This window comes from Marivirga tractuosa DSM 4126, assembly GCF_000183425.1.
GTDB lineage: Bacteria > Bacteroidota > Bacteroidia > Cytophagales > Cyclobacteriaceae > Marivirga > Marivirga tractuosa.
In genome coordinates, this window is sequence record NC_014759.1 from 2,944,546 (window position 1) to 2,966,411 (window position 21,866).

The following is a 21,866-nucleotide window of genomic DNA, read 5'->3' on the forward strand; positions in this document are numbered from 1 at the left end:
TGAACTTTTTAAGAGGTTGCCCGTAAGTATTAGCTTTCCAAACAACTTATGGCACAGCAAGAACAATCCTCTAAAACTACTTTAGCTAAAGCATTTAAAACCATTATTTGGCCTAGAAGAAAATATATTCTGATCGGCCTAGTTCTTATCATTATCAGCAGAGCGGCATCACTGGTTTTGCCAGGGTCCAGCAAAATATTAGTGGATGAAATTGTGCCAAATGCTGATATGGAAATGTTAAAATGGCTGATTTTTGCTGTCGTTGGAGCTCTCATAATTCAGTCAGTCACTTCTTTTATTTTAACACAGATATTAAGCGTTGAGGCTCAAAACCTTATTGCTCAGCTCAGATCAAAGGTTCAGTCACATATTTTAAAGTTACCCATCCGCTATTTTGATAATGCAAAAACAGGTGAACTGGTCTCTAGAATAATGACGGATGTGGAGGGAGTAAGAAATTTGGTTGGTACAGGCTTGGCACAAATGGTTGGTGGAATTTTGACTTCCATAGTCTGTTTAGCAATCCTCATAACCATTAGCCCTATGATGACCCTTTATGTATTGGTTCCAGTGGCTATTTTTGGCTTTATTTCCCTTAAAGCCTTCGGACGAATTAGACCCATTTTTAGGGAAAGAGGTAAAATCAATGCTGAAGTAACAGGTAGGTTAACCGAAACTTTAGGTGGAATAAGAGTAATAAAAGGCTTTAACGCAGAGCTTCAAGAGATTAGAGTATTTGCAGAAGGAGTAGATAGATTGTTCAAAAATATAAAGTCAAGTTTGACGGCCACTAGTTTGATTACCAGTTCAGCTACTTTGCTTTTAGGATTGGCTTCAGCAGGTATTATGGGCATTGGTGGTTGGATGATTATGAATGACCAACTGACTTTCGGAGATTTTCTTGCCTTTACGCTTTATTTAGGTTTTATGATTGCCCCTATTGTTCAAATGAGCAATATTGGAAGCCAGTTGACAGAAGCATTTGCCGGTTTGGACAGAACAGAAGAAATTATGAATACGCCAGTTGAAACAGACGATCCAAACCGAACAATTGAATTGAACGAAGTAAAAGGGCATATTGAATTTCAAAATGTTTCTTTTGCTTATGAAGAGGATAAAGACGTAGTCAAAAATATTAGTTTTGAAGCCAAGCCAGGTTCTGTTACTGCTTTTGTTGGAACTTCGGGTTCTGGTAAAAGCACTATTTCTGGTTTGGTTTCTTCATTTTTGAATCCAGACGATGGAAAAATTATGGTAGATGGCCATGATTTAGAGAGAATAACTTTAGAAAGTTATAGAAGTAAATTGGGCGTTGTATTGCAAGAAGATTTTCTCTTCGAGGGTACAATACGTGAAAACATATTGTTTCCTAGACCAGATGCAACAGAAGCAGAATTATTGAATGCCGTAAGATCTGCCTACGTCAACCAATTTACGGATAAATTTGAACATGGACTAGATACCGAAATTGGTGAAAGAGGTGTAAAATTATCCGGAGGGCAGCAGCAAAGAATAGCCATTGCCAGAGCTATTTTGGCAGATCCCAAAATATTAATTTTAGATGAAGCCACTTCAAATTTGGACACCGAAAGCGAACATTATATTCAATCAAGTTTGAAAGAATTGATGAAAGGTAAAACCACTTTTGTAATTGCACACAGATTAAGCACCATAAGACAGGCTGATCAAATTTTAGTTATAGAAGATGGAGAAATAAGTGAGAGAGGCAAGCATGATGAGTTGATTGACAGAAAAGGGAGGTATTTTGACCTTTACACCTATCAGGCAAGAATCTGATTTGAGAAATCGCATTCGTATTTTACTCATGTATTAAAAACATACTCTTCACTTTAAAATTGTTGTTTATTGACAGTTTTAGAGTAACATATGCTTGTTTGCACTATTTTAATATGAGTTTTAGATCGAAACATCTTGTAGTGTTTTGATCTAAAAATTACCAAACATGAAGTAAAGAGAGAATCTGAATTAAATATTACGCTTTGTAAAATAGCAGTTTTAGATGATTTGTAAGCGGCAAGCTATATTTGTTGCATGATATTTAATGTATTTAGAATTCTGAAAAACTCTAGGCTTAATGACAATCTGATTAAGGGGGCAATTTTTGCACTTCTTTTTATTGGAATGCTAATTAAGTCCTTCCTTAGCAGTTAAGTTATAAATTAATTACATAGCTTAAAAAGTGGTCTTAATGGAATTTTTGAGCTTTGGCATATTTTTTGGTTACTTTTAGGTAATCAAAAATCTAAAGCCATGAAAAATCTTTTCAATTTTATTTTAGCAAGTATTGTTTTCTTCGGGGGTTGTACATTTAATGGACAAGACGGTGCACCAGGCCCTAGAGGGCCACAAGGACCTCCAGGAGAAGATGGTATGGATGGTCAAGAAGCCTTTGTATTTGAATATGTAGATTTAACATTTTCAGCTTCCAACGAGTACAGCTTATTGTTAGAATTTCCAGAAGATTTCCAAATGCTGGAATCAGATAAGGTCTTGGTGTATTTTTTATATTCTGATCCTCAGGCAGATGAAACAGATGTCTGGAGATTACTTCCTCAGACAGAATTTACAAATTTTGGCACTTTAATTTATAATTATGATTTCACAATGTTTGATGTGATTTTGTTTTTAGATTCTAATTTTGACTTGAATTTATTAGGAGCCAGTTTTACCGATAACTGGATCGCCAGAGTAGTGGTTGTGCCAGGTCAGTTTGCCAATGGACGAACAGCAAACGCTATAGATTATAGTGATTATAATGCAGTTATGGAATATTATAATCTATCAGATCAGAGTGTTGTAGAGGTGAAATAGTGGAATCTTTCTTCAAAAATGTTGGGCAAGCTAATGAATGAGCTTGCCCTTGGTCTTTTAAATGCCCAACCTTAACCGTCAAATCTTTTAATTAGTCTAAAATTGGCAGCTATAGTTGTCGTAATTTTAATTTAAACTTACATCTATTAAGTGTGTGTCTAGCTCATAAAATGTAGCTTTCTGGAATATTTAGATAATTTATTCATAATTTTCTGTATTAAATTTAATAAAAAGTTACAAATAAATTATCTTTCGGGTACAATGGGGGCTAAATAATTTATGGATAGTATTTTAAGTTTTTTTGATAACACAGAACATGTCCTTTATAGTATATTTGGAGCTGTTATCGTTATTTTCCTCATTTTTGATTTGGGGTTTTTTAACAAAGATGCTAAAAAAGTATCCTTAAAATCTGCTTCCTATCAATCTATTTTTTGGATAGTAATTTCAGTTGCTTTTGGATATTTAATCTACCAGTTTTATGGTGGGTCTGTAGTGATGTTAGAATATTTTTCCGCATACGTTGCTGAATATGCTCTATCAGTTGATAATATTTTTGTGATATTATTAATCTTAAGATATTTTAAAGTTGAAGAAACATATTACCATAAGATATTATTTTGGGGGGTTTTAGGTGCTATTGTTTTTAGGGCGATATTCATTTTCTTAGGAGCTTTCTTAGTTGCGGAATTTCATTGGATACTTTACATATTTGGTGCCTTTTTGGTTTACAGTGGTGTTAAAATATTCTTTCAAAAAGAAGAAGATGATTTAGATCCTGAAAAAAATGTGATTATTCAATTTGCTAGGAAATACCTCAATATTACAAAAGGTAATTTTAGTGGGAAGTTCGTCATCAGAAGAGGGAAAATGATATTGTTCACTCCACTTTTTCTTGTGATTCTTCTGGTTGAGTCTACTGATTTAATATTTGCTGTTGATTCAATTCCTGCCGTTTTTGCAATAACTCAAAATGAATTTATCCTTTATACATCCAATATATTTGCAATCTTAGGATTAAGAGCAAAATTTTTCTTATTGGCAGGAATCATTGACAAGTTCTATTTATTGCAAAAAGGGTTGTCTTTCATTTTGATTTTCATTGGAGCAAAAATGTTACTAGAGTTCGTTCATGTACACATTAATACCCTTGTTTCCTTTAGCGTGATTTTCTCTACCTTGTTGCTTTCTATTCTACTTTCGCTTTTAATTCCACAAAGAAGCAGTTCAAAGGATACAGTATAAGATTATTATTTGGGGAAAAAGTAGTCAAAGTAGGAATTGTTGCAAAGCAAGTAGGAAAATTTTAATTCTGAAAACCGGAAGGGAATACACTTTTTGGCAGCACTTTCAGCAGCAGTGGTAGTGTTAAAAACGATCCGGGTAATGCAATTATGACAAAAGCGGGAATGGACTTAAGGATGTCGATTAATTGAACTCTCATTTTTTCTTTTTCATCCTCATCTAAGGATTCAGTTTTAGATTTCTCAAACAAATACCACAGTTCTTTGCTTTCCTTGATCTCTTGTCCTATACTTTCTTTGTGTTTTTTTAATACAAATGAAATCCTTTGAACGATGGTGTCACTAATTACCTGAAAGGAATGCTTGCTTTGAAGAAAATACACTTCTTTCCAGTTTTCTATAACAAATGATTCAATGGCAATTAAGCTGATATCAAGTTCCTCTTCAGAAAAACCTAAACGAGTTGCTAACTTGTTTAAAAATGCTCTTTCTTCGGTGCTCACAACCTTGTCTGCCCATATCATCAAAATAGCAAGTTCTAGTACATACTTTTTTAACAACCAAGTGTCAGCTTGCCTTAAGTCTATTTGATCTAACGTAATCCCGTCCCGAAAAGCTTCTTTGGCTTGTTTGCTTTGAGCTTTCGAAAGATTTGAAGATCTCAAAAAAGTAAAAAACATATTGCGTTCTTCTCTTTCAATTATTTGGTTGGCATGGGCAGCTGAAGCAATAACTTTTAGCAATAACATTTTCATGGCATCCTTATGCCATTTCATATTGTGGAACTTACCTGCACGCCATTCCCCAAAATAGTAGGTGTCAAGGAAAAGCAGACTATTTTGAAAGAGACTAGCCCAAAAGTTATCCCAACGCGACTTTAAGAATAATCTTTTATGAAGAATTTGCTCTGTAAATCTAGAGTCTTCTATTTTTGGTTTACTGAAAATAAAAAACTTCTTTTTTCTTATTTGGGGATCTAAAGTAGAATAGAACCGACCAATAGATTGGCTGGTTTCCATATAGAAATCTTGCCAATCATTTGTTGTTTGGGGTAAACTATCTTGTTTTAAGCTGGCACTGTGTAAAAAGCTTTCTAGCAATACGATCTTCATTTTGCCTAAGCTATTCCATCTTTGTTCTTTCGGATGTTGAATTCCTGGGGCATGAATTGGATGCCCGTAGATCAAGCCTGTTGGTTGAACAATCTTATAAAGTAAGCTATCTTGATCCTTAATATGATATTGGTTCAAATCTATGGGGTGTGGCCCTCTAAACTTTAAGTATTCTTTTAGCCAACCTTTTTCCGCAGGATTCATATCGTAGAATTTAGCTTTTTATAATTGCTTATAAATTAGCTAATTATTTCTACAATAGGAATTAAGAAATTGTATTTTTCGATTATTAATATACTGACTAACATAAAAGGCTAACCTTTGGGCTTGTATTTTGATTGACTAAAAATCTCTTGGGCATTAGTATTCTCCATCAATTCTTGAAGCGTCACTTCAGGATTTTTTTTCATATAGGATTTCACAATTTGCCATCCTACCCATATTCCAATCCTACCTGGACATTGCTGGCTGATTTCAAATGTTTTTGGTCTTTCCCCTATGAACTTGTTTTTCATAAAATGGCTGGTTTCATAGAGTAAATCATTTTCTAGAAAATTCGCCCAAATGATATGCTCATTTTTATTAATGTCTTCCATTTCTTGAGCAGTGTATCCAATTAATAGAGAATCAGGAGTACATGGAATGGTCATTTTGGTCATATAGTATGATTTTCCGTAAAAGATCATATCTGCCAAAAGACTTTGGTCGCTTTGATCAGTTTTGTTTTGCTTTTGGGTAAGTAGAAGCATACTCATAGGAACAATATATTCGCTTTCATATCGCATTAATATATATTCAGGCACTCCATTAGGTACATACGCAGCATCTGGCCCTAAAAAATAATCTGCAGCTATGCTAACTAGGCTATCTGATACAAAGAGGTCTTTTTGTAATCCCGCCAACACTATTTCTAACTTGGGTACCACCACATTAGGGTAATAGTGTTTGTAATATTTAAAAGCATCCTCAAAATCTGACCTAAGAGTATTAAACTCACCAAAGGTATTTTTCACCTGTTGATACAGAGTGTCTTTGTAAGAAGGATTTGAGAAAATGTTCACCATTCTATTGGCAACAATAGAATCTGCACCATAACTCCTTCTTTCGAAAAAGTAATCTGCTACAAAAGGATTTTCTTGTATGAAATTAAGGGCTTCTTCTTGACTTCTCAAACCTACCATTTCTTCTGTGAGATCATTTAATGGAATATCGACTTCTACATTAGTGATATTTGGGGCTTCTTCACAAAATTTATCCTTGTCGCTACACGATGAAAAAACAAAAATGAGGATAAGAGAAGTTAGTATATAATATTTATTACTTTGCATACGTCATTGTTTATATTTGTCTTGAATAACAAAACCCAAAATAAATGAAAAAATTGCTCTTTTCTGCCTTATTCCTGTTTTCAGTTTTTATTTCTGAAGCGCAAGTTAGATTTGGATTTAAAGCTGCACCAAATATTTCTTTTAATAGAATAGATGCAGAAGCAGATAATACTGATTTTAACACAGAAGGAGTGGGTTTAAGATTTCAATTAGGACCTATCTTTGATTTTGAATTTAAAGAGAACCATTATTTCAGTACTGGAATTATATTCACTTCTAAAAGATCTGCTTTTTCGGCTGATTCAACCATTACTACTCCTCCAACAAGCTATAAGGAGGATTATAGTCCCCAGTATTTACAAGTCCCAATAACTTTAAAGCTCTTTACAGAGGAAATAGGATTGGATAAGAAAATATATTTTCAGTTTGGTGGGACAATTGATTTTATGACAAATAGTGAAGGGGAAGATGAAAATATTGTTCAGAGTTTCAGATTTATTGATTTGAACTCTTTATTAGCCGTAGGCATGGAATATGGCATTGGGATTAACACCAAATTGTTTGGTGGATTAATCTACCAAAGGGGCTTATTAAATGCAATCAACAAAAATATTTATGGTGATAGTTTTAAGCTTAGGAATGATTTTGTAGGTCTTGAAGTAGGAATAATTTTCTAATTTTTTGCTGGTAAACTCACTACGTAAGATTCATTTCTGCCTATCCTGATGTCTTCATCTTGAATCCAAGGATTATAGATTCTTAAAGTTTTATAAGTTGTGTTTTGTTCTTTGGCATAATCAACCCAATCTGTTGAGTTACGAACTGTATCGTAGCGATAGACATAAGGCTTATACAAATGTTCTTTAAGAATATTCAGCCCATAGTCTTTTGGGCTTTCAAATATTTGCTTGATAGCCAAAATTCTAAAAACATAGCGAGAAGTCTCATCATTCAACATTAAATCATAATAATTATCTACTTTTTGATGATCTAAAGCATTTTGCATTCCGCGCATTCCTCTATTGTAGGAAGCCGCAACTAATGTCCAGTTGCCAAATTTTTCATATGACCTTTTGAAGTACTTGCAAGCTGCTTCCGTGGATAAAACTGGATGATATCTTTCGTCTACATCTCTATTTATTTCTAGTCCGTATTCCTTACCAGTACTTTTTAAAATCTGCCAAAAACCTACTGCTCCAGCATAGCTTGTGACATTTTCCAAACCACTTTCAATCAGGGCTAAATATTTGAAATCATCAGGGATTCCATTTTTCTTTAAAATAGGTTCAATAATTGGAAACCAGCGATTAGCTCTTTTAAAAAGAAAAATAGTATTGTTATGCCAGTATGAATTAATATGAAGCTCTTTGTCCAATCGCTCTTTAACATCATCTACATGCAAGGGAACTTTTTCACCTGCTAAGTCAATTCTTTCAGGTAGAGGAATTGTTTTAGCATTTGTAAAAGCGATAGGGTCTGTGGGCTCCAAAACGGGCTTATGTGTTTCCACTTGGTTTTGGTTCCCATAAATAACCACTACTAAAAAAGTTACTAATGATGCTATTGAAATATAAAGTGCAAATTTACTGTCTGTCATATAACTGTTAACTGCTATAAAAATTAGAAGTTTGGAGAAAGCATGAATTGAGAATAGAAATTATCAATAACTTTTACTGCTTCTGTTGGGGTATCCACCACGGTAAACAAATCCATATCTTCAGGGCTGACATTATTTTCCGCCTCTATTAAGGTATCTTTGATCCAATCAATTAAACCAGACCAGAATTTTTTACCAACCAACACAATTGGGAATCGACCGATTTTATGAGTTTGGATAAGGGTTAAAGCTTCAAATAGTTCATCCATAGTGCCAAAACCACCAGGCATTACCACAAAACCTTGTGCATATTTCACAAACATTACTTTCCTTACAAAGAAGTAATCGAAAGTGATTAATTTATCTGGATCGATATAGATATTGTTGAATTGCTCAAAAGGAAGGACAATGTTTAAACCAACGGATTTTCCGTTTTCACTTTTAGCTCCTTTGTTTCCAGCTTCCATAATACCTGGGCCACCACCTGTAATAACACCGTAGCCATGACGAACTAGTTTAGCAGCTACTTCCTCTGCAATTTTATAATAAGGATGATCAGGTTTAGTTCTGGCAGAACCGAATACAGAAACGCAAGGGCCAATTTTTGCTAATTTTTCAAATCCGTCTACAAATTCAGACATGATTTTGAAAATTGCCCACGAGTCGGAGCTTTTGATTTCGTTCCAATCTCTGTCTTTAAAAGCCTTTCTTATCTTATTTAATTCTAGTTTATCTTCTTTATTTGATTCGCTCATTTTGATTTTTGATTTAGGTTAATTTAACATTTTTTACTTACTGAAAAATGCGAGTTTCTATTTTTAATTCTTGGTTCTTATTGTTGTTGAGGTCTTTTTTGCTCATAATCAGCAGGTTTGCCTCGTTTCCATCTTTTATGAGTCCAAAGCCATAGATGAGGGCTTTTATATATGTCAGCCTCTAATAGCCGCATATGTTTTTCGGTAATGTAGCCATAAGGTGTTTCTTTTGGACTATCTGTAATAACCTCCAAGTCAATCTCAAATCTTGAACGACCCATTTTTTTAACATGTGCGTACACGGGAGCCAGATCAAATTTCTTACTGAATTTTTCGACACCGAAGAATACACCCGTTTCTCTACCCAAAAAATTCATCCAATAAGAGTTATAAACATTAGCTGGAGACTGATCTGCAGCAAAACCCAAGAGATAATGTTCATCTTGATGAGCAAGAACCTCACGAGTAGCATTGTTTTTTGGAAACAGATAATTTCCAGGGAAGCGAGTCCTATTGTCCTTCATTAATTTATCCATTACCTTATCTTTCAAAGGCTTATACATTATCAAGACTAAAGGCTGATTTCTTTCTACCATAAAGTTAAATCCTTGTGCAGCCCACTCCCAATTAGCAAAATGTGGAAGTATCATAGTGATATTTTGCTTTTCGTCCAATAGTTTTTGTACTGCAGGGTTAGGATTGATTTTATACCTTTTTTTAATAGTGCTTTGAGAAAAACCAAATGCTTTAATGCTCTCAATCAGCAAATCTGAGAAATGGTAATAAAATTTATTGGCGATTTTCTGGATCTCCTTTTCTGATTTTTCAGGAAAAGATTTCCTCAAATTGTCCATCACTACTTTGTATCGATAGATCTTAGTTTTTATAAATAGAAATCCAATCAGAGTTGATAGGCCGTGATAAAACCAAAATGGAATTTTACTCAACAGCCAAAAAATAGCTTTTAAAAAATAGTATTTAACCTTCATAATTTAGTCTTGTAACTGAAGTTTAACTAGGTTACTATATGTTCCATTTTCGGATTCCAATAGTTCTTGGTGCGTACCTTGTTCAGTGATTTGCCCTTCATTCAATACAAAGATCTTATCCACTTTACGAATAGTTCCTAATCGATGTGCAATAATAATGGTAGTTCTATCTTTCATCAACTCATCTAAGGCCTGTTGAACCAAGTTTTCAGATTCAGCATCTAAGGAGGAGGTCGCTTCATCCAAAATTAAGATTTTTGGGTCTTTCAAGATCGCTCGGGCAATGGCTATTCGCTGTCTTTGTCCTCCAGATAACTTAACGCCCCTTTCACCCACCAAAGTGTCCAATCCTTCAGGAAAATCTTTTATGAACAACCATGCATTAGCTTTTTCTGCAGCAGCAATAATTTCATCATCGGTAGCTTCAGGCTTTCCATAGGCAATATTTTCACGGATAGAACCTCCAAATAATATAATCTCCTGGGGTACTATGCCTATATTTTGTCTATAGCCAGTAATCGACAAGGAATCAATATTCTGATCATCCACCTTAATTTGACCAGAGTTTAATGGATAAAACCGCATTAGTAATTGAATAATTGTAGATTTTCCAGCTCCGCTATGTCCAACAAGTGCTACTTTTTCACCAGCCCCAACAGTTAAATTCAAGCCTTTCAATACTTGAACATCCTTACGAGAAGGATATGAAAATTGAACATTTTCAAATCGGATTGCTCCTTGTAAATGTATTTTTTCTTTTTCTTCTATTTTAAATTCTTCTTCCTCTTGCAATATTTCCATCACTCTTTCTGAAGCACCAATTGCTTTTTGAATTTGACCGTATAAATCACCCAGTCCAGCAATTGAGCCACCTATAAAAGTTGTATACAGTACAAAACTTAGCAAGTCACCAACGCTCATACTTCCTTCTTGCACTAAGCTGGCACCATACCATAAAACAGCTACTATTCCACCAAACATGGCAAAAATAATGAATGAGATAAATGCTCCTCTGAAGGTTGCGGACTTCAAAGCTACTTTCACTACTTTGTCAAGTGATTTTCGATATCTCAAAACTTCAGTTAATTCACTGGTAAAGGCTTTTACAATATTGATGGATTGCAAAGTCTCTTCCACAATAACATTTGCAGAAGCTAACTCTGATTGTGTTTTTTTGGAAAGCTTACGGATAAATCTTCCAAAAACCATAGCAGCTATTACCAATACTGGAAAGGTTGCAATCATGAAAAGTGCCAACTTAGGGGTGAAATAGAATATGATTGCTGCACCTATAATTAATGTAGAGATTTGCCTAATAAATTCCGCTAGTGTTACTGAAAAAGTATCTTGCAGTAAAGAAACATCGGATGTAATTCGGCTAACTAATTCCCCAACGCGGCTTTTATCATAAAAAGCCATTGGTAAGCTCATTAATTTAGTATAGAGCTTAGCTCTCATGTCAGCCATTGCTCTTTCACTAACTTGAGCAAAAAGATATACTCTGAAAAATGAAAAGAAACTTTGTACTGCTAGAATTCCAATCAGGATAAAAGCCACCGTATTGAGTTCGGTAAAAATGCCAGAGGTTTTTCCCTGCGCTACATCTACCAACTTTCCCATCACATAAGGAAAACCTAAAAGTGTTGTACTGGATATTAGAAGGAAAAATAATCCAGCTATAAAATACCCTTTGTAGGGCTTTATAAACTGAAAAACTCCCGTAAGCTTTTTAAAATTTTCTTTATTGAGTGGCTTTTTCTCTTCCTCATTAAGCGGTTCGCTCTTTCTTCTTTTTGCCATTCTTAAATATTCTCTCTATTGAAATGATTATAACCCCGCAAAGGTACAATAGTTCTTTAATTAGGGCTTGCTTAAAAACAGATTATTTAACAAAAATGAACTTAATACCTGTCTTGGTAGTGATTATTGAATAATAGTTTTTCAATTAGTGTAATTCTTTTTAAGGAAATAACTAATATTGTTTGTACTAGAAAATCAAAATTTGATTTTCTAGTACTCTAGCCTCAAGCACCTCATCTACTTCCCGGGCTAAAGCTCGAAGTATACCAATACTCCTTCACTTAGCCCGATTGTATATGAGGCACTTGAGACTTTTTAAGCAAGCCCTAAATTAAGGCCTGTTTTTAGCTTCGAACTTTTCTTTTCCTTCATCAAGAAAATCTACAAACTTGCTGATACTTCTTTCATAAGCGATTGGCTCAATCAATAATTCACCATTTGTATCCAACAGAACATAATAGGGCTGTGCATTATTGTTAAATCGTGTAATCTGAAAATCTGCGTTTTGCTTGCCAATAGATTTCTTTACTTTTCCATCATATTCGCTGGTATACCAATCCTTTTCAGGTAGTTCAGTCTTTTCATCAACATATAAAGCCAACATCACATAATCGTTTTTCAATCGGCTTAACACTTTTGGATCTGACCAAACTCTGGCTTCCATTTCACGGCAGTTTACGCAACCATGACCGGTGAAATCCACGAAAATAGGTTTTCCTTGCTCTTTTGCACAAGCTAAGGCTTGCTCATAATCGAAATAGCCTTTAATTCCATGTGGAAAATGTAGCATATCTCCATATAACGGTTCTTCGCATAATTGATCTTCAGCACTTATGACTCCTGAGCCTCCACTATTTTCTCGAATGAGTGTAGGCAGATCAAAATCATGAGAGCTCATAGGCGGAAGATAGCCCGAAAGTGCTTTTAAGGGAGCCCCAAATAATCCTGGAATCATATATAAGACGAAGCTGAAAGTCACTAAGCTCAGCATCAATCTTCCTACTGATAGTTTTTCAATTGGGCTGTCTCCAGGCAATCTTAATTTCCCTAATAAATAAAGCCCAAGCATTGCAAAAATGACAATCCAAAGCACTAAATAGATATCTCTGTCTAAGATCCCCCAATGATAAACCTGATCGGCTATGCTTAAAAATTTCAATCCTAAAGCCAATTCTAAAAATCCTAGCACTACTTTTACTGAATTTAGCCATCCACCTGATTTTGGTAAATTATTCAGCCACTCAGGGAAAATAGCAAAAAGTGTAAAAGGGATTGCAAAGGCCAAACTAAAGGCAAACATTCCCATTAGTGGTTTGATCACCATACCGCCAGCGGATTCAACTAAAATACTTCCAACGATTGGGCCAGTACAGCTAAATGACACCAAAACCAAAGTAAAAGCCATAAAGAAAACGCCTCCCAAACCACCTTTATCAGCTTTAGCATCGACTTTATTGACAAAACTTGAAGGTAAATTGATTTCAAATAAACCTAAAAAGGAAAGTGCAAAAATGAAGAATACTAAAAAGAAAAATACATTTGGAATCCAATGAGTACTCAGCCAATTGGCAAATTCAGGGCCGTTGATAACCGCAATAATGGTTCCTGCAACCACGTAAATAACAATAATTGATAACCCATAAATTACTGCCTGACGAATAGCTCCTGCTCTGTTTTTAGCCTTTCCGGTAAAAAAGGTAACCGTCATAGGAATCATGGGGAATACACAAGGCGTTAATAGCGCGGCTAAACCGGCTAAAAAAGCCACCACCATAAAACCTAAAAGAGAATACGGGGAGTTTGAGTCTTTTTGCTGAAGATCAATTAGTTTTTTTTTACCTTCTTTTTCGGATTTATCGCTGGTTGATGCTTTGTCTTTTTGGTCAACTTCTGAAGTGCCAGCAGATTTAATTTTTTCACCGAAAGCAAAATCATCACTGAAAGGAATACATTTACCATCTACATCTGAACAGACTTGATAGCTATTGCTAGTTTTAATTTTAAAGGGAACTTGTTTTATGATTACTTTTTGCTGAAACTCTCCTTTTCCTTTGAAATAAGTGTAGTCTCCTTCCCAAATTTCATCATAGCCTTCGGAAGGATTGATTGGAATAATGCTATCAACCAATTGATAAGAATCGTCCTTTACGAATTCGAATTCAGTGAGCATTGGTCCCAAATCTGGATCAAAATCCGATGAGTATAAATACCAATTTTCATCTATTTCTGCTCGGAAAGATAGCGTAGCCGTATCGCCTACTTCTAAATCTTCTTCTAAAATCGAGCTTTCCCAACTGATGGGTTTAATAACTTGAGCAAAAGTGTTTTGCAAAAATAAACCTACTAAAAGTAGACTGTAAACTAAATATCTCATAAACTTTTAATAACGCCTGTTCGTCTTAAAAACTAAAACACGAAGATAGTTAAATTTTGTTGGAACAAATGTTACTTATGTCATGCAGGCGATAAAGCAAAAATGGTTATTTTTTTCAATTTTAGGGTTAATTTTAATAGGTGCAGGTTTAAGCCTGGGTATTGATGCTGGTTTTTACAAGATGCAAAACCCAGAAGGCTGGAATTGGATTTACTATGGAACCTTTGCCTTGGTGGTATTTAATTCTGGAATTTGCTCTTTTGGGCAGGGTGTTATTTATAAATTAAGGCTTGATGATAGTAAGTCAAAATAAACCTGACAGATTTTTAATCGAACTGTAAGTGGTTGGTGTGCCACCAACCATGGGTCATACCCTTATACCCCGGTCGGTGGCACACCGACCGGAGATTGTAATTAATAAAAAATCAACCTGCAAGATTTAAATTAAGTTAGTAGACTAAAATCTAAAAAAATGAAAGCAATTTGGAACAATCAAGTAGTAGCGGAAAGTGATGACACAATTGTTATAGAAGGAAATCATTATTTTCCTCCTGAGTCAATCAAAGATGAGTATTTTGAAAAGACAGATTATCATACTGTTTGTCCTTGGAAAGGGACTGCTTCTTATTACAGCCTAAAAGTGGATGGCAAAGAAAATAAAGATGCCGCATGGTATTATCCTGACACTAAGGAAATGGCCAAGAAATTTGAGAGTTATGTTGCTTTTTGGAAAGGGGTTGAAGTAATGGAATAGAATTTATTTCCTTTTAGCTAAATTGAACTATGCAATCGGCCTTAAAGAAACTTCTATATGCTTTTTTAATGATAATGACCAGTATATTACTCGGGAGTTTGGGTTATATGCTTATTGAAGGTTATGGCTTCAGAGATGGGGTGTACATGTCTGTTATTACTTTTTCTACAGTAGGGTTTAAAGAAGTTCAACCTTTAAGTGATCAGGGGAAACTATTTACGGTATTTTATATTATCATAAATTTAGGTTTATTTGCTTATACAGCATCCGTTATTTCTTCTTACTTATTTGAAGGACGTTTTAAAGAGATTTATAAAACTTATACTGATAAAAAGGCATTGAAAAAATTGAAGAATCATATTATCATTTGTGGTTTTGGCAAAAATGGAGAGATTGCTGGCACTGGATTGATTAAATCTCAAAAGGAGTTATTGTTTATTGAAAAAAATGCCGATTTAATCAATAGTTATAATAATGAAAAAGGATATCAATTTCTGCACGGAGATGCAGTCTTAGAGTCGGTTTTGATGGAGGCCGGAGTTGAAAAAGCAAGTACCATTATTACTACCTTACCCAGTGACGCAGACAATGTTTTTATAACCTTAACTGCCAAAGAATTAAATCCGCAGATTCAAATTATAGCCAAAGCAACCGAAAGAAATACAGAAAAGAAACTCAGAAGAGCTGGAGCTGATCATGTGGTGATGCCCGATAGAGTGGGCGGTTCTTATATGGCTTCTTTGGTTACCAGACCAAGTGTAGTGCAGTTTTTGGAAATACTCAATGGTGATCATGATTCAGAATATTCATTGGAAGAAATTAATCACAATTTGCTAAAGGATAAATTCAAAAATCTTTCATTAGGAGAAATGGATGTGAAAAATAAAACTGGCGCAACTGTTCTAGCCTTTAAAGATAAAGAAAAAGGCTTTGTATTTAATCCTAATTCTGAAGTGGTATGTGATGAAGGCGATGTTATTATTTTATTGGGAGATAAAAAGTCATTAAAGGCTTTTAAAGAGGAGTTTGTCGAATAAAAATCTATATGTATATCTCTCCCTAATTCTGACATTCCTCTTCCAACTCTTTCTACTATATTTGTAAATTATTTAATAGATTGGGTTTATCCGATATCTCAATACCCATTACTCAACACCAATAAAATGGAAAAATTAGTTGTAGACGCATCCAAACCAAAATGGCACATCAATTTGAAAGAATTATGGGCTTATAGGGATTTGTTTTACATATTGGCTTATAGAGATTTGAGAGTTCGATATGCACAGACATTTCTTGGATTGTTATGGGCATTTATTCAGCCTTTGGCAACTTTATTAATATTTACGGTAGTTTTCGGAAAGGTAGCAGTAGTGGATACAAGTGGAGTGCCTTACCCTTTATTTGCTGTTTGCGGAATGGCTTCTTGGTCTTATTTTTCATTTGTTTTAAACCAATCGGGAAACTCCATAATTGGGGCCCAGGAGATGGTGAAAAAAATCTATTTTCCGAGATTGGTTATTCCTCTTTCAAAGGCGCTAGTAGGCTTTGTTGATTTTGCTATTGCCATGTTATTTGTGGTGATCTTAATGATTTATTATGGATTTATTCCATCCGCAAATATTATTTACTTGCCCGTATTTATCATTTTGACCATTATTTCAGCATTAGCAGTTGGGATTTGGTTAAGTGCATTAACTATCAGATACCGTGATTTCCAACATGTTGTACCTTTCTTAGTACAGTTCGGACTTTATGCCACTCCAGTTGGCTATCAAGCAAAAGACGTGATCAAAAGATTACCGGATTGGGGCTCATTCCTTTATTACGCTAACCCAATGGCCGGAATTGTAGAAGGCTTTAGATGGAGCCTTTTAGGTGGAGATCCTCCAAGTATATTTGCTTACTTCTCTTTTAGCATAGTCATCCTTCTATTCATAACAGGTCTGTTATATTTCAAAAGAGTAGAAAAGGTGATGGCGGATATTGTTTAGCAATTTATAACCTAAAACTTACCACTTCAAACTCCTAAAAAACTCCATCATTCAATCTCTTCAAAGCCTCTGATTTATATTGCGTATCGACCACTACAGAAATATTATGACGGCTACCACCATAAGAAATCATACGCACTGGAACATCTTGAAGGGATGCAAAAATCTTGCTTACCAAACCTGGTTTTTCAGCCACCATATTGCCCACTAAACAGATGATACTTTGCTCCTGATCTACTTCCACTTCTCCAAAAGGGCGCAATTCACTTAAAATACTGTCTAAATAATAAATATTATCAATTGTCACAGATATGGCTACCTCAGAAGTCGTAATTACGTCAATTGGTGTTTTGTACTTCTCGAAAATTTCAAACACTCTTCTCAAAAAGCCATAAGCCATCAACATTCGCAAGGATTTTATTTTGATAGCGACTATTCCATCCTTAGCAGCTATGGCTTTAATGCCTTCTCCACTGCCTTCTTTGGTATGAATCAAAGTACCAGGCGCTTCAGGCTTCATGGTGTTTTTCAAGCGAACAGGAATCGTTCTTTTTTGTGCAGGTCTTATACAAGAAGGATGTAAAATCTTTGCTCCAAAATAAGCCAACTCTGCTGCTTCTTCGAAAGAAAGTTCTGGAATGCTAAAAGTTTTTTCAACAACTCTTGGGTCATTATTGTGCATGCCGTCAATATCCGTCCAGATTTGGATTTCGTCAGCATTAAGCGCAGCACCCACCAAAGATGCTGTGTAATCACTCCCACCTCTTTTTAAATTGTCGACATTTCCTTCTGCATTGCGGCAAATATAGCCTTGGGTTATAATTAGATTCGTTTCGGCTGGCTGCTTTACTAAAATATCCGATAATTCCTTATTGATGAAGGCATCATCAGGTTCTGAGAAAGCATCGGTTCTCACGAAATCCAAAGCATTGATCAAGGCGCTGTTTAATTCATGCTCCTGCAAATGTAAATTGAAAATATTGGTGGACATCAACTCGCCTTGAGCCAGTAATTCTTTATCAATCGAATTGGTGAAAGGTTTTTCCAAGCATGATTTAATGAAATCCATGCTATCAGCAATGATAGCAGATGCCTTATTTTTGAATGATTCAGTTTCAAAAAGCTCTTCTAAAAACTCATCATAACGCTTTTGTAGCTTTTTGATGACTTTAGTTGCTTGCTCCTTTTCTTTTTTGCGCAATCTCTCTCCTATCTCAACCAAGGTATTGGTCACTCCGCTAAGGGCCGACAGCACTACTAACTTTTTATTGTTGTCTTTCGTGATGATTTCACGAATCTGATTCATTCCTTGAGGCGTTCCAACAGAAGTTCCGCCAAATTTTAATACAATCATAATCCTTTTGCTAATCCTAACATTTTTAATGCGGTAAATGCAGCTTCATCTCCTTTGTTGCCGTGCTTTCCTCCAGCTCTGTCTAAGGCCTGTTGCTGTGTATTGGGAGTCAAAACTCCAAAAATAATCGGTTTGTTATACTTTAGACTGACGTTGGTAATTCCATGAGCCACTGCATCACAGATGAAATCAAAATGTTTGGTTTCTCCTTGAATTACACATCCTAAGCAAATCACAGCATCAATTTCTTTTCTTTCTGCCATCCATTGTGCTGCTAAGCTTAATTCAAAACTTCCTGGAACATAGTGTTTTTCTATGTTTTCTTTAGAAATTCCATTATCCAGCAATGTTTCGTAAGCACCATTGTATAAGGATTCTGTTACTTCTTCATTCCATTCTGAAACCACAATTGCAAATTTTTTGTCTTGCAATCCCTTCATATTTTTACCGGAATGCTCACTAAGGTTTTTAAGATTTGATGCCATATTTCTTGAGTATTTTCCAACAAAAAAGGGACAGGCTTTATCAACCTATCCCTTTTTCCTTAATTAATTTTTTCTTAATTCAATTATTTTTGAGCCTCTAGTCGGGATAGGTATTTTTGTGCTTCCGTCTTCTGTTTGGAATCACTGAAATCCTTAACCACCTTTCGATAGCTTCCCATTGCAGCTTCTAAATCGTTAGCTTTTTCATAAGCTAAGCCTTGCTTCATTAAATATTCAGGGCTAAATTCTTTATTGCTTTTATAATTTGCGGCTTTTCCATAGTGATCTGCAGCTGTTGAATAGTTACCTAATTCCATGTAAGCATCGCCTATTAAAGCATAAGCTCTGGCTTGGACCAATAAATCATCACTGCTAAAATCTTCTAAATAATCAATAGCGGTTTCAAATTCACCTTGCTGAAGATAAATGCTACCTAAATAGAAACTAGCTAAGTTTCCAGCTTTAGTTGATCCGTAATCTTCGACAATAGCTAAAAATCCGAAGTTATTACCATCACCGTTTAAGGCTAAGTCATATTCTTCATTCTCATACCAATAAACTGCCTGGAACATTTCCTTTTGAGCTTCTTGGTTAAGATTATTCATATAGTATCGGTAACCAAAAAAAGCTACGATGATCAAGGCGATAATTCCCCCTAAACCGAATACTATCTTTTTATTGTTTTCAATAAATTCTTCCGTTTTAGAAAGTTGCTGAGCTAATACCTCAGGATTTTCGTAAAACTCGGAACTTTGTTTCTCTTTAGTTTTTGTTTTTGCCATTGCCACTATTTTAAGACCGCAAAGCTATAAAAATTTATTTATTAATACCCAATTCCATCGTTTAATAGTTTAAAGCTTTGGGATTTAAATTATTAAAACTAAAAATCGGTTAATTTTATTTAGGTTATATGCTGGTCGGTGGCTCACCGACCAGTACAAACCTGATTATTTTAATCCACTATAAAAGGATAATCCTCCTGAGCGTAAACATCTCTGTAAACCTCATCAACATGAGGGAAATCAGATTCTTCAGCAAATTTCACACATTCTTTTACTTGCTCTTTTGCTGCATTATCAATTTCTTTTAACTCATCCTCGGTAGCATATTTATTTTTCAAAATAACTTCTCTAGCCTGCTCAATTGGATCTTTTCCTTTGTATTCTTCCAATTCCTCTTTAGTTCTATACTTAGCAGGGTCAGACATTGAATGCCCTTTATATCTATAAGTTCTGAATTCCAATAAAGTTGGACCATCACCTTTTCTTGCTCTTTCAGCAGCTTCTGCCACTGCATTATGAACGTTCTCCACGTTCATGGCATCAACTCCTTTGGAAGGCATATCATAAGCCTCACCTAAAGTGTGCAATTCAGTAACGTTAGATGTTCTTTTTACGGAAGTACCCATAGCATAACCATTATTTTCAATAGCAAAAATAACAGGTAATTTCATGCTCATGGCCATATTCAAAGCTTCGTGAAAGGCACCTTGACGAACCGCACCATCACCCATATAGGTGATGCAAACATTATCAGTTCCTTTATACTGCTCAGAGAATGCAATACCAGCACCCAAAGGAATTTGTCCACCTACAATTCCATGACCGCCAAAGAAATGGTTTTCTTTATCGAACATATGCATAGAACCACCTTTTCCTTTAGAAACACCGGTTTCTTTTCCGAATAATTCCGCCATTACGTACTTAGGATCTGTCCCTAGGCCAATTGGATGGGCATGATCTCTATATGCTGTGATATATTTATCACCTTTTTTCAATGCACTAACAGCACCGGCTACGCAAGCCTCCTGTCCAATGTAAAGGTGGCAAAAACCACTTATTTTTTGTTGACCGTATAATTGACCGGATTTTTCCTCAAATCTTCTCATCAAGGTCATGGACTTGAACCATTCCATATAGGTTTCTTTATCGAAACTCTTTTTATTGGCAGTTTTTGATTTCTTTGTAGCCATATTGCTTTTACTTTTTTCTATGAATTTCTTTCGTCACAAAAGAATAACTTAACTTTGTTTCTCTTGTTCCGGGATGCGAAAATAACGAAAAAACCCACAAGTGCGAAAAATGAAGCTCCAAAATATCCGATTAGCCCAATTCAAAAACTATCCGCAAGCAAATTTCTCATTTGTGGATGGTATAAATTGCTTTTTAGGGCGAAATGGGATCGGTAAAACTAATTTGTTGGATGCTATTTATTATTTGGCTTTCACCAAAAGTGCATTTAATGCGATAGATAAAGATAATATTTTGCACGAAGAGGCTTTTTTCTCAATCAAAGCAAATTTTGAAGTAGAGGACAAGAATATAGAAATGCTTTGTGCCGTTCGCTTGGGTGAAAAAAAGGTGGTAAGATGGGGTGGGAAGGAATATGAAAAACTAAGTGAGCATATAGGCAAATTACCCCTTGTCATGATTGTTCCGCAGGATACTGATATTGTCAGGGAAGCCAGTGAAATGCGCAGAAAATTTTTTGACAACTTACTTTGCCAGCTGGATCAAGAATATTTAAAGTTATTGGTAAATTACAATCATCTTTTGAAGCAAAGAAATGCATTATTGAAATCCTTTTTGGAGAAAAATCGATTTTCAGCTGATCAGCTAGCTCCTTATGACGAATTGATGATTCCTTTAGCTATGAAGATTTCTGATGAGCGAAATAAGTTAATGGAAAATTTCTTACCAATCTTTCAAGAATTTTATAAAGATTTATCGGATAATCAGGAAGAAGTGGCTATAAATTACGATACCCGAGTTACAAAATCATTCCAGAGTGATTTTAAAGGCCAACATCAAAAAGATTTTCGACAAGGTAGGACTACGATGGGAATTCATAAAGATGATTATGTGTTTCTTTCTGAAGGAAAGCCCGTGAAAAAATTTGGTTCGCAAGGACAACAAAAATCATTTGTTATTGCGTTAAAATTAGCCCAATTTGAATTGCTGAAATCTACTAAGAACCAAAAACCGTTACTTTTGTTGGATGACATTTTTGATAAATTAGATGACAAAAGAATAGCGTATTTATTGAAAATGATGGCAGATGGTCGGTTCGGTCAAATCTTCTTGACTGATGCCAGGCCCGAAAGAAGTAAAGAGTACTTGAAAAAAATTGATACAGAAAAGAAATTTTTTGAACTAGACCTAAATAGAGCCTATTAGGCAATAAATGAGGAAAGGTTGTTTCGATATGATATTATGTACCAAAAAAAGGAATTTGTGAGATAAACTATAAGA

At 35.0% G+C, this 21,866-nt stretch carries 20 protein-coding genes; 9 read left to right on the top strand and 11 right to left on the bottom strand.

The annotated features are described in order from the left end of the window. The first annotated feature begins 48 nt into the window (after nucleotides 1–48). From FTRAC_RS12455 to FTRAC_RS12465, 3 genes are all read left to right on the top strand, one after another. Nucleotides 49–1,797, top strand: a complete 1,749-nt coding sequence (locus FTRAC_RS12455) for an ABC transporter ATP-binding protein (protein ID WP_013454613.1) — start codon at nucleotides 49–51, stop codon at nucleotides 1,795–1,797. Nucleotides 1,798–2,271: 474 nt separating this feature from the next. After that, a complete protein-coding gene (locus FTRAC_RS12460; RefSeq protein WP_013454614.1) occupies nucleotides 2,272–2,832 on the top strand; it encodes a hypothetical protein in 561 nt (186 codons plus the stop codon). A 279-nt stretch (nucleotides 2,833–3,111) separates the two neighbouring features. After that, complete coding sequence (locus FTRAC_RS12465) at nucleotides 3,112–4,077, top strand: TerC/Alx family metal homeostasis membrane protein (protein WP_013454615.1); 966 nt, start codon at nucleotides 3,112–3,114, stop codon at nucleotides 4,075–4,077. A 61-nt stretch (nucleotides 4,078–4,138) separates the two neighbouring features. Here FTRAC_RS12465 and FTRAC_RS12470 read toward each other — a convergent pair whose 3' ends face one another. Both FTRAC_RS12470 and gldB read right to left on the bottom strand, forming a co-directional pair. Beyond that, nucleotides 4,139–5,392, bottom strand: coding sequence for an LETM1 domain-containing protein (locus FTRAC_RS12470; RefSeq protein WP_013454616.1), 1,254 nt, complete (start codon nucleotides 5,390–5,392; stop codon nucleotides 4,139–4,141). A gap of 110 nt (nucleotides 5,393–5,502) precedes the next feature. Further along, entirely contained in the window at nucleotides 5,503–6,516 is a 1,014-nt protein-coding gene (gene gldB, locus FTRAC_RS12475; RefSeq protein ID WP_013454617.1) for a gliding motility lipoprotein GldB, read from the bottom strand. A 44-nt stretch (nucleotides 6,517–6,560) separates the two neighbouring features. Here gldB and FTRAC_RS12480 point away from each other — a divergent pair, with 44 nt between their 5' ends. Beyond that, nucleotides 6,561–7,193 carry an outer membrane beta-barrel protein gene (locus FTRAC_RS12480; protein WP_013454618.1) on the top strand — a complete coding sequence of 211 codons (633 nt, stop codon included), beginning with the start codon at nucleotides 6,561–6,563 and terminating at the stop codon, nucleotides 7,191–7,193. Here FTRAC_RS12480 and FTRAC_RS12485 read toward each other — a convergent pair. From FTRAC_RS12485 to FTRAC_RS12505, 5 genes are all read right to left on the bottom strand, one after another. Beyond that, the gene (locus FTRAC_RS12485; protein ID WP_013454619.1) at nucleotides 7,190–8,113 is read right to left on the bottom strand and encodes a lytic transglycosylase domain-containing protein; all 924 of its coding nucleotides are present in this window, start codon (nucleotides 8,111–8,113) and stop codon (nucleotides 7,190–7,192) included. The two genes, FTRAC_RS12480 and FTRAC_RS12485, sit on opposite strands and share 4 nt — an antisense overlap. A gap of 23 nt (nucleotides 8,114–8,136) precedes the next feature. Then, on the bottom strand, nucleotides 8,137–8,868 hold the full coding sequence (locus FTRAC_RS12490; protein ID WP_013454620.1) for an LOG family protein: 732 nt from the start codon (nucleotides 8,866–8,868) through the stop codon (nucleotides 8,137–8,139). Between the two features lie 77 nt (nucleotides 8,869–8,945). Continuing rightward, on the bottom strand, nucleotides 8,946–9,857 hold the full coding sequence (locus FTRAC_RS19335; RefSeq protein WP_013454621.1) for a lysophospholipid acyltransferase family protein: 912 nt from the start codon (nucleotides 9,855–9,857) through the stop codon (nucleotides 8,946–8,948). Nucleotides 9,858–9,860: 3 nt separating this feature from the next. After that, nucleotides 9,861–11,657, bottom strand: a complete 1,797-nt coding sequence (locus FTRAC_RS12500) for an ABC transporter ATP-binding protein (protein WP_013454622.1) — start codon at nucleotides 11,655–11,657, stop codon at nucleotides 9,861–9,863. Between the two features lie 331 nt (nucleotides 11,658–11,988). Beyond that, the gene (locus FTRAC_RS12505; RefSeq protein WP_013454623.1) at nucleotides 11,989–14,031 is read right to left on the bottom strand and encodes a protein-disulfide reductase DsbD family protein; all 2,043 of its coding nucleotides are present in this window, start codon (nucleotides 14,029–14,031) and stop codon (nucleotides 11,989–11,991) included. A gap of 82 nt (nucleotides 14,032–14,113) precedes the next feature. Between FTRAC_RS12505 and FTRAC_RS12510 the strand changes: the two genes are divergently transcribed. The 4 genes from FTRAC_RS12510 (at nucleotide 14,114) to FTRAC_RS12525 (ending at nucleotide 16,776) form a co-directional block, all read left to right on the top strand. After that, on the top strand, nucleotides 14,114–14,344 hold the full coding sequence (locus FTRAC_RS12510) for a hypothetical protein (protein ID WP_013454624.1): 231 nt from the start codon (nucleotides 14,114–14,116) through the stop codon (nucleotides 14,342–14,344). Nucleotides 14,345–14,503: 159 nt separating this feature from the next. After that, nucleotides 14,504–14,785 (top strand): DUF427 domain-containing protein, encoded by a 282-nt coding sequence (locus FTRAC_RS12515; RefSeq protein ID WP_013454625.1) that lies wholly within the window; start codon nucleotides 14,504–14,506, stop codon nucleotides 14,783–14,785. Nucleotides 14,786–14,859: 74 nt separating this feature from the next. Further along, entirely contained in the window at nucleotides 14,860–15,822 is a 963-nt protein-coding gene (locus FTRAC_RS12520; protein WP_185094404.1) for a potassium channel family protein, read from the top strand. 126 nt (nucleotides 15,823–15,948) lie between these two features. Next, the gene (locus FTRAC_RS12525) at nucleotides 15,949–16,776 is read left to right on the top strand and encodes an ABC transporter permease (protein WP_013454627.1); all 828 of its coding nucleotides are present in this window, start codon (nucleotides 15,949–15,951) and stop codon (nucleotides 16,774–16,776) included. A gap of 34 nt (nucleotides 16,777–16,810) precedes the next feature. On the opposite strand, the gene FTRAC_RS12530 is transcribed toward FTRAC_RS12525, so the two are convergent. From FTRAC_RS12530 to pdhA, 4 genes are all read right to left on the bottom strand, one after another. Continuing rightward, nucleotides 16,811–18,130, bottom strand: a complete 1,320-nt coding sequence (locus tag FTRAC_RS12530) for an aspartate kinase (protein WP_013454628.1) — start codon at nucleotides 18,128–18,130, stop codon at nucleotides 16,811–16,813. Next, nucleotides 18,127–18,615: a 6,7-dimethyl-8-ribityllumazine synthase gene (gene ribH, locus FTRAC_RS12535; protein ID WP_013454629.1), complete on the bottom strand. Its 489-nt coding sequence runs from the start codon at nucleotides 18,613–18,615 to the stop codon at nucleotides 18,127–18,129. The genes FTRAC_RS12530 and ribH overlap by 4 nt, the downstream gene beginning before the upstream one ends. Before the next feature lie 83 nt (nucleotides 18,616–18,698). Beyond that, a complete protein-coding gene (locus FTRAC_RS12540; protein WP_013454630.1) occupies nucleotides 18,699–19,397 on the bottom strand; it encodes a tetratricopeptide repeat protein in 699 nt (232 codons plus the stop codon). Between the two features lie 170 nt (nucleotides 19,398–19,567). Beyond that, nucleotides 19,568–20,587: a pyruvate dehydrogenase (acetyl-transferring) E1 component subunit alpha gene (gene pdhA / locus FTRAC_RS12545; RefSeq protein WP_013454631.1), complete on the bottom strand. Its 1,020-nt coding sequence runs from the start codon at nucleotides 20,585–20,587 to the stop codon at nucleotides 19,568–19,570. Nucleotides 20,588–20,696: 109 nt separating this feature from the next. Here pdhA and recF point away from each other — a divergent pair, with 109 nt between their 5' ends. Beyond that, entirely contained in the window at nucleotides 20,697–21,791 is a 1,095-nt protein-coding gene (recF, locus tag FTRAC_RS12550) for a DNA replication/repair protein RecF (RefSeq protein ID WP_041650698.1), read from the top strand. Nucleotides 21,792–21,866 lie beyond the last annotated feature (75 nt).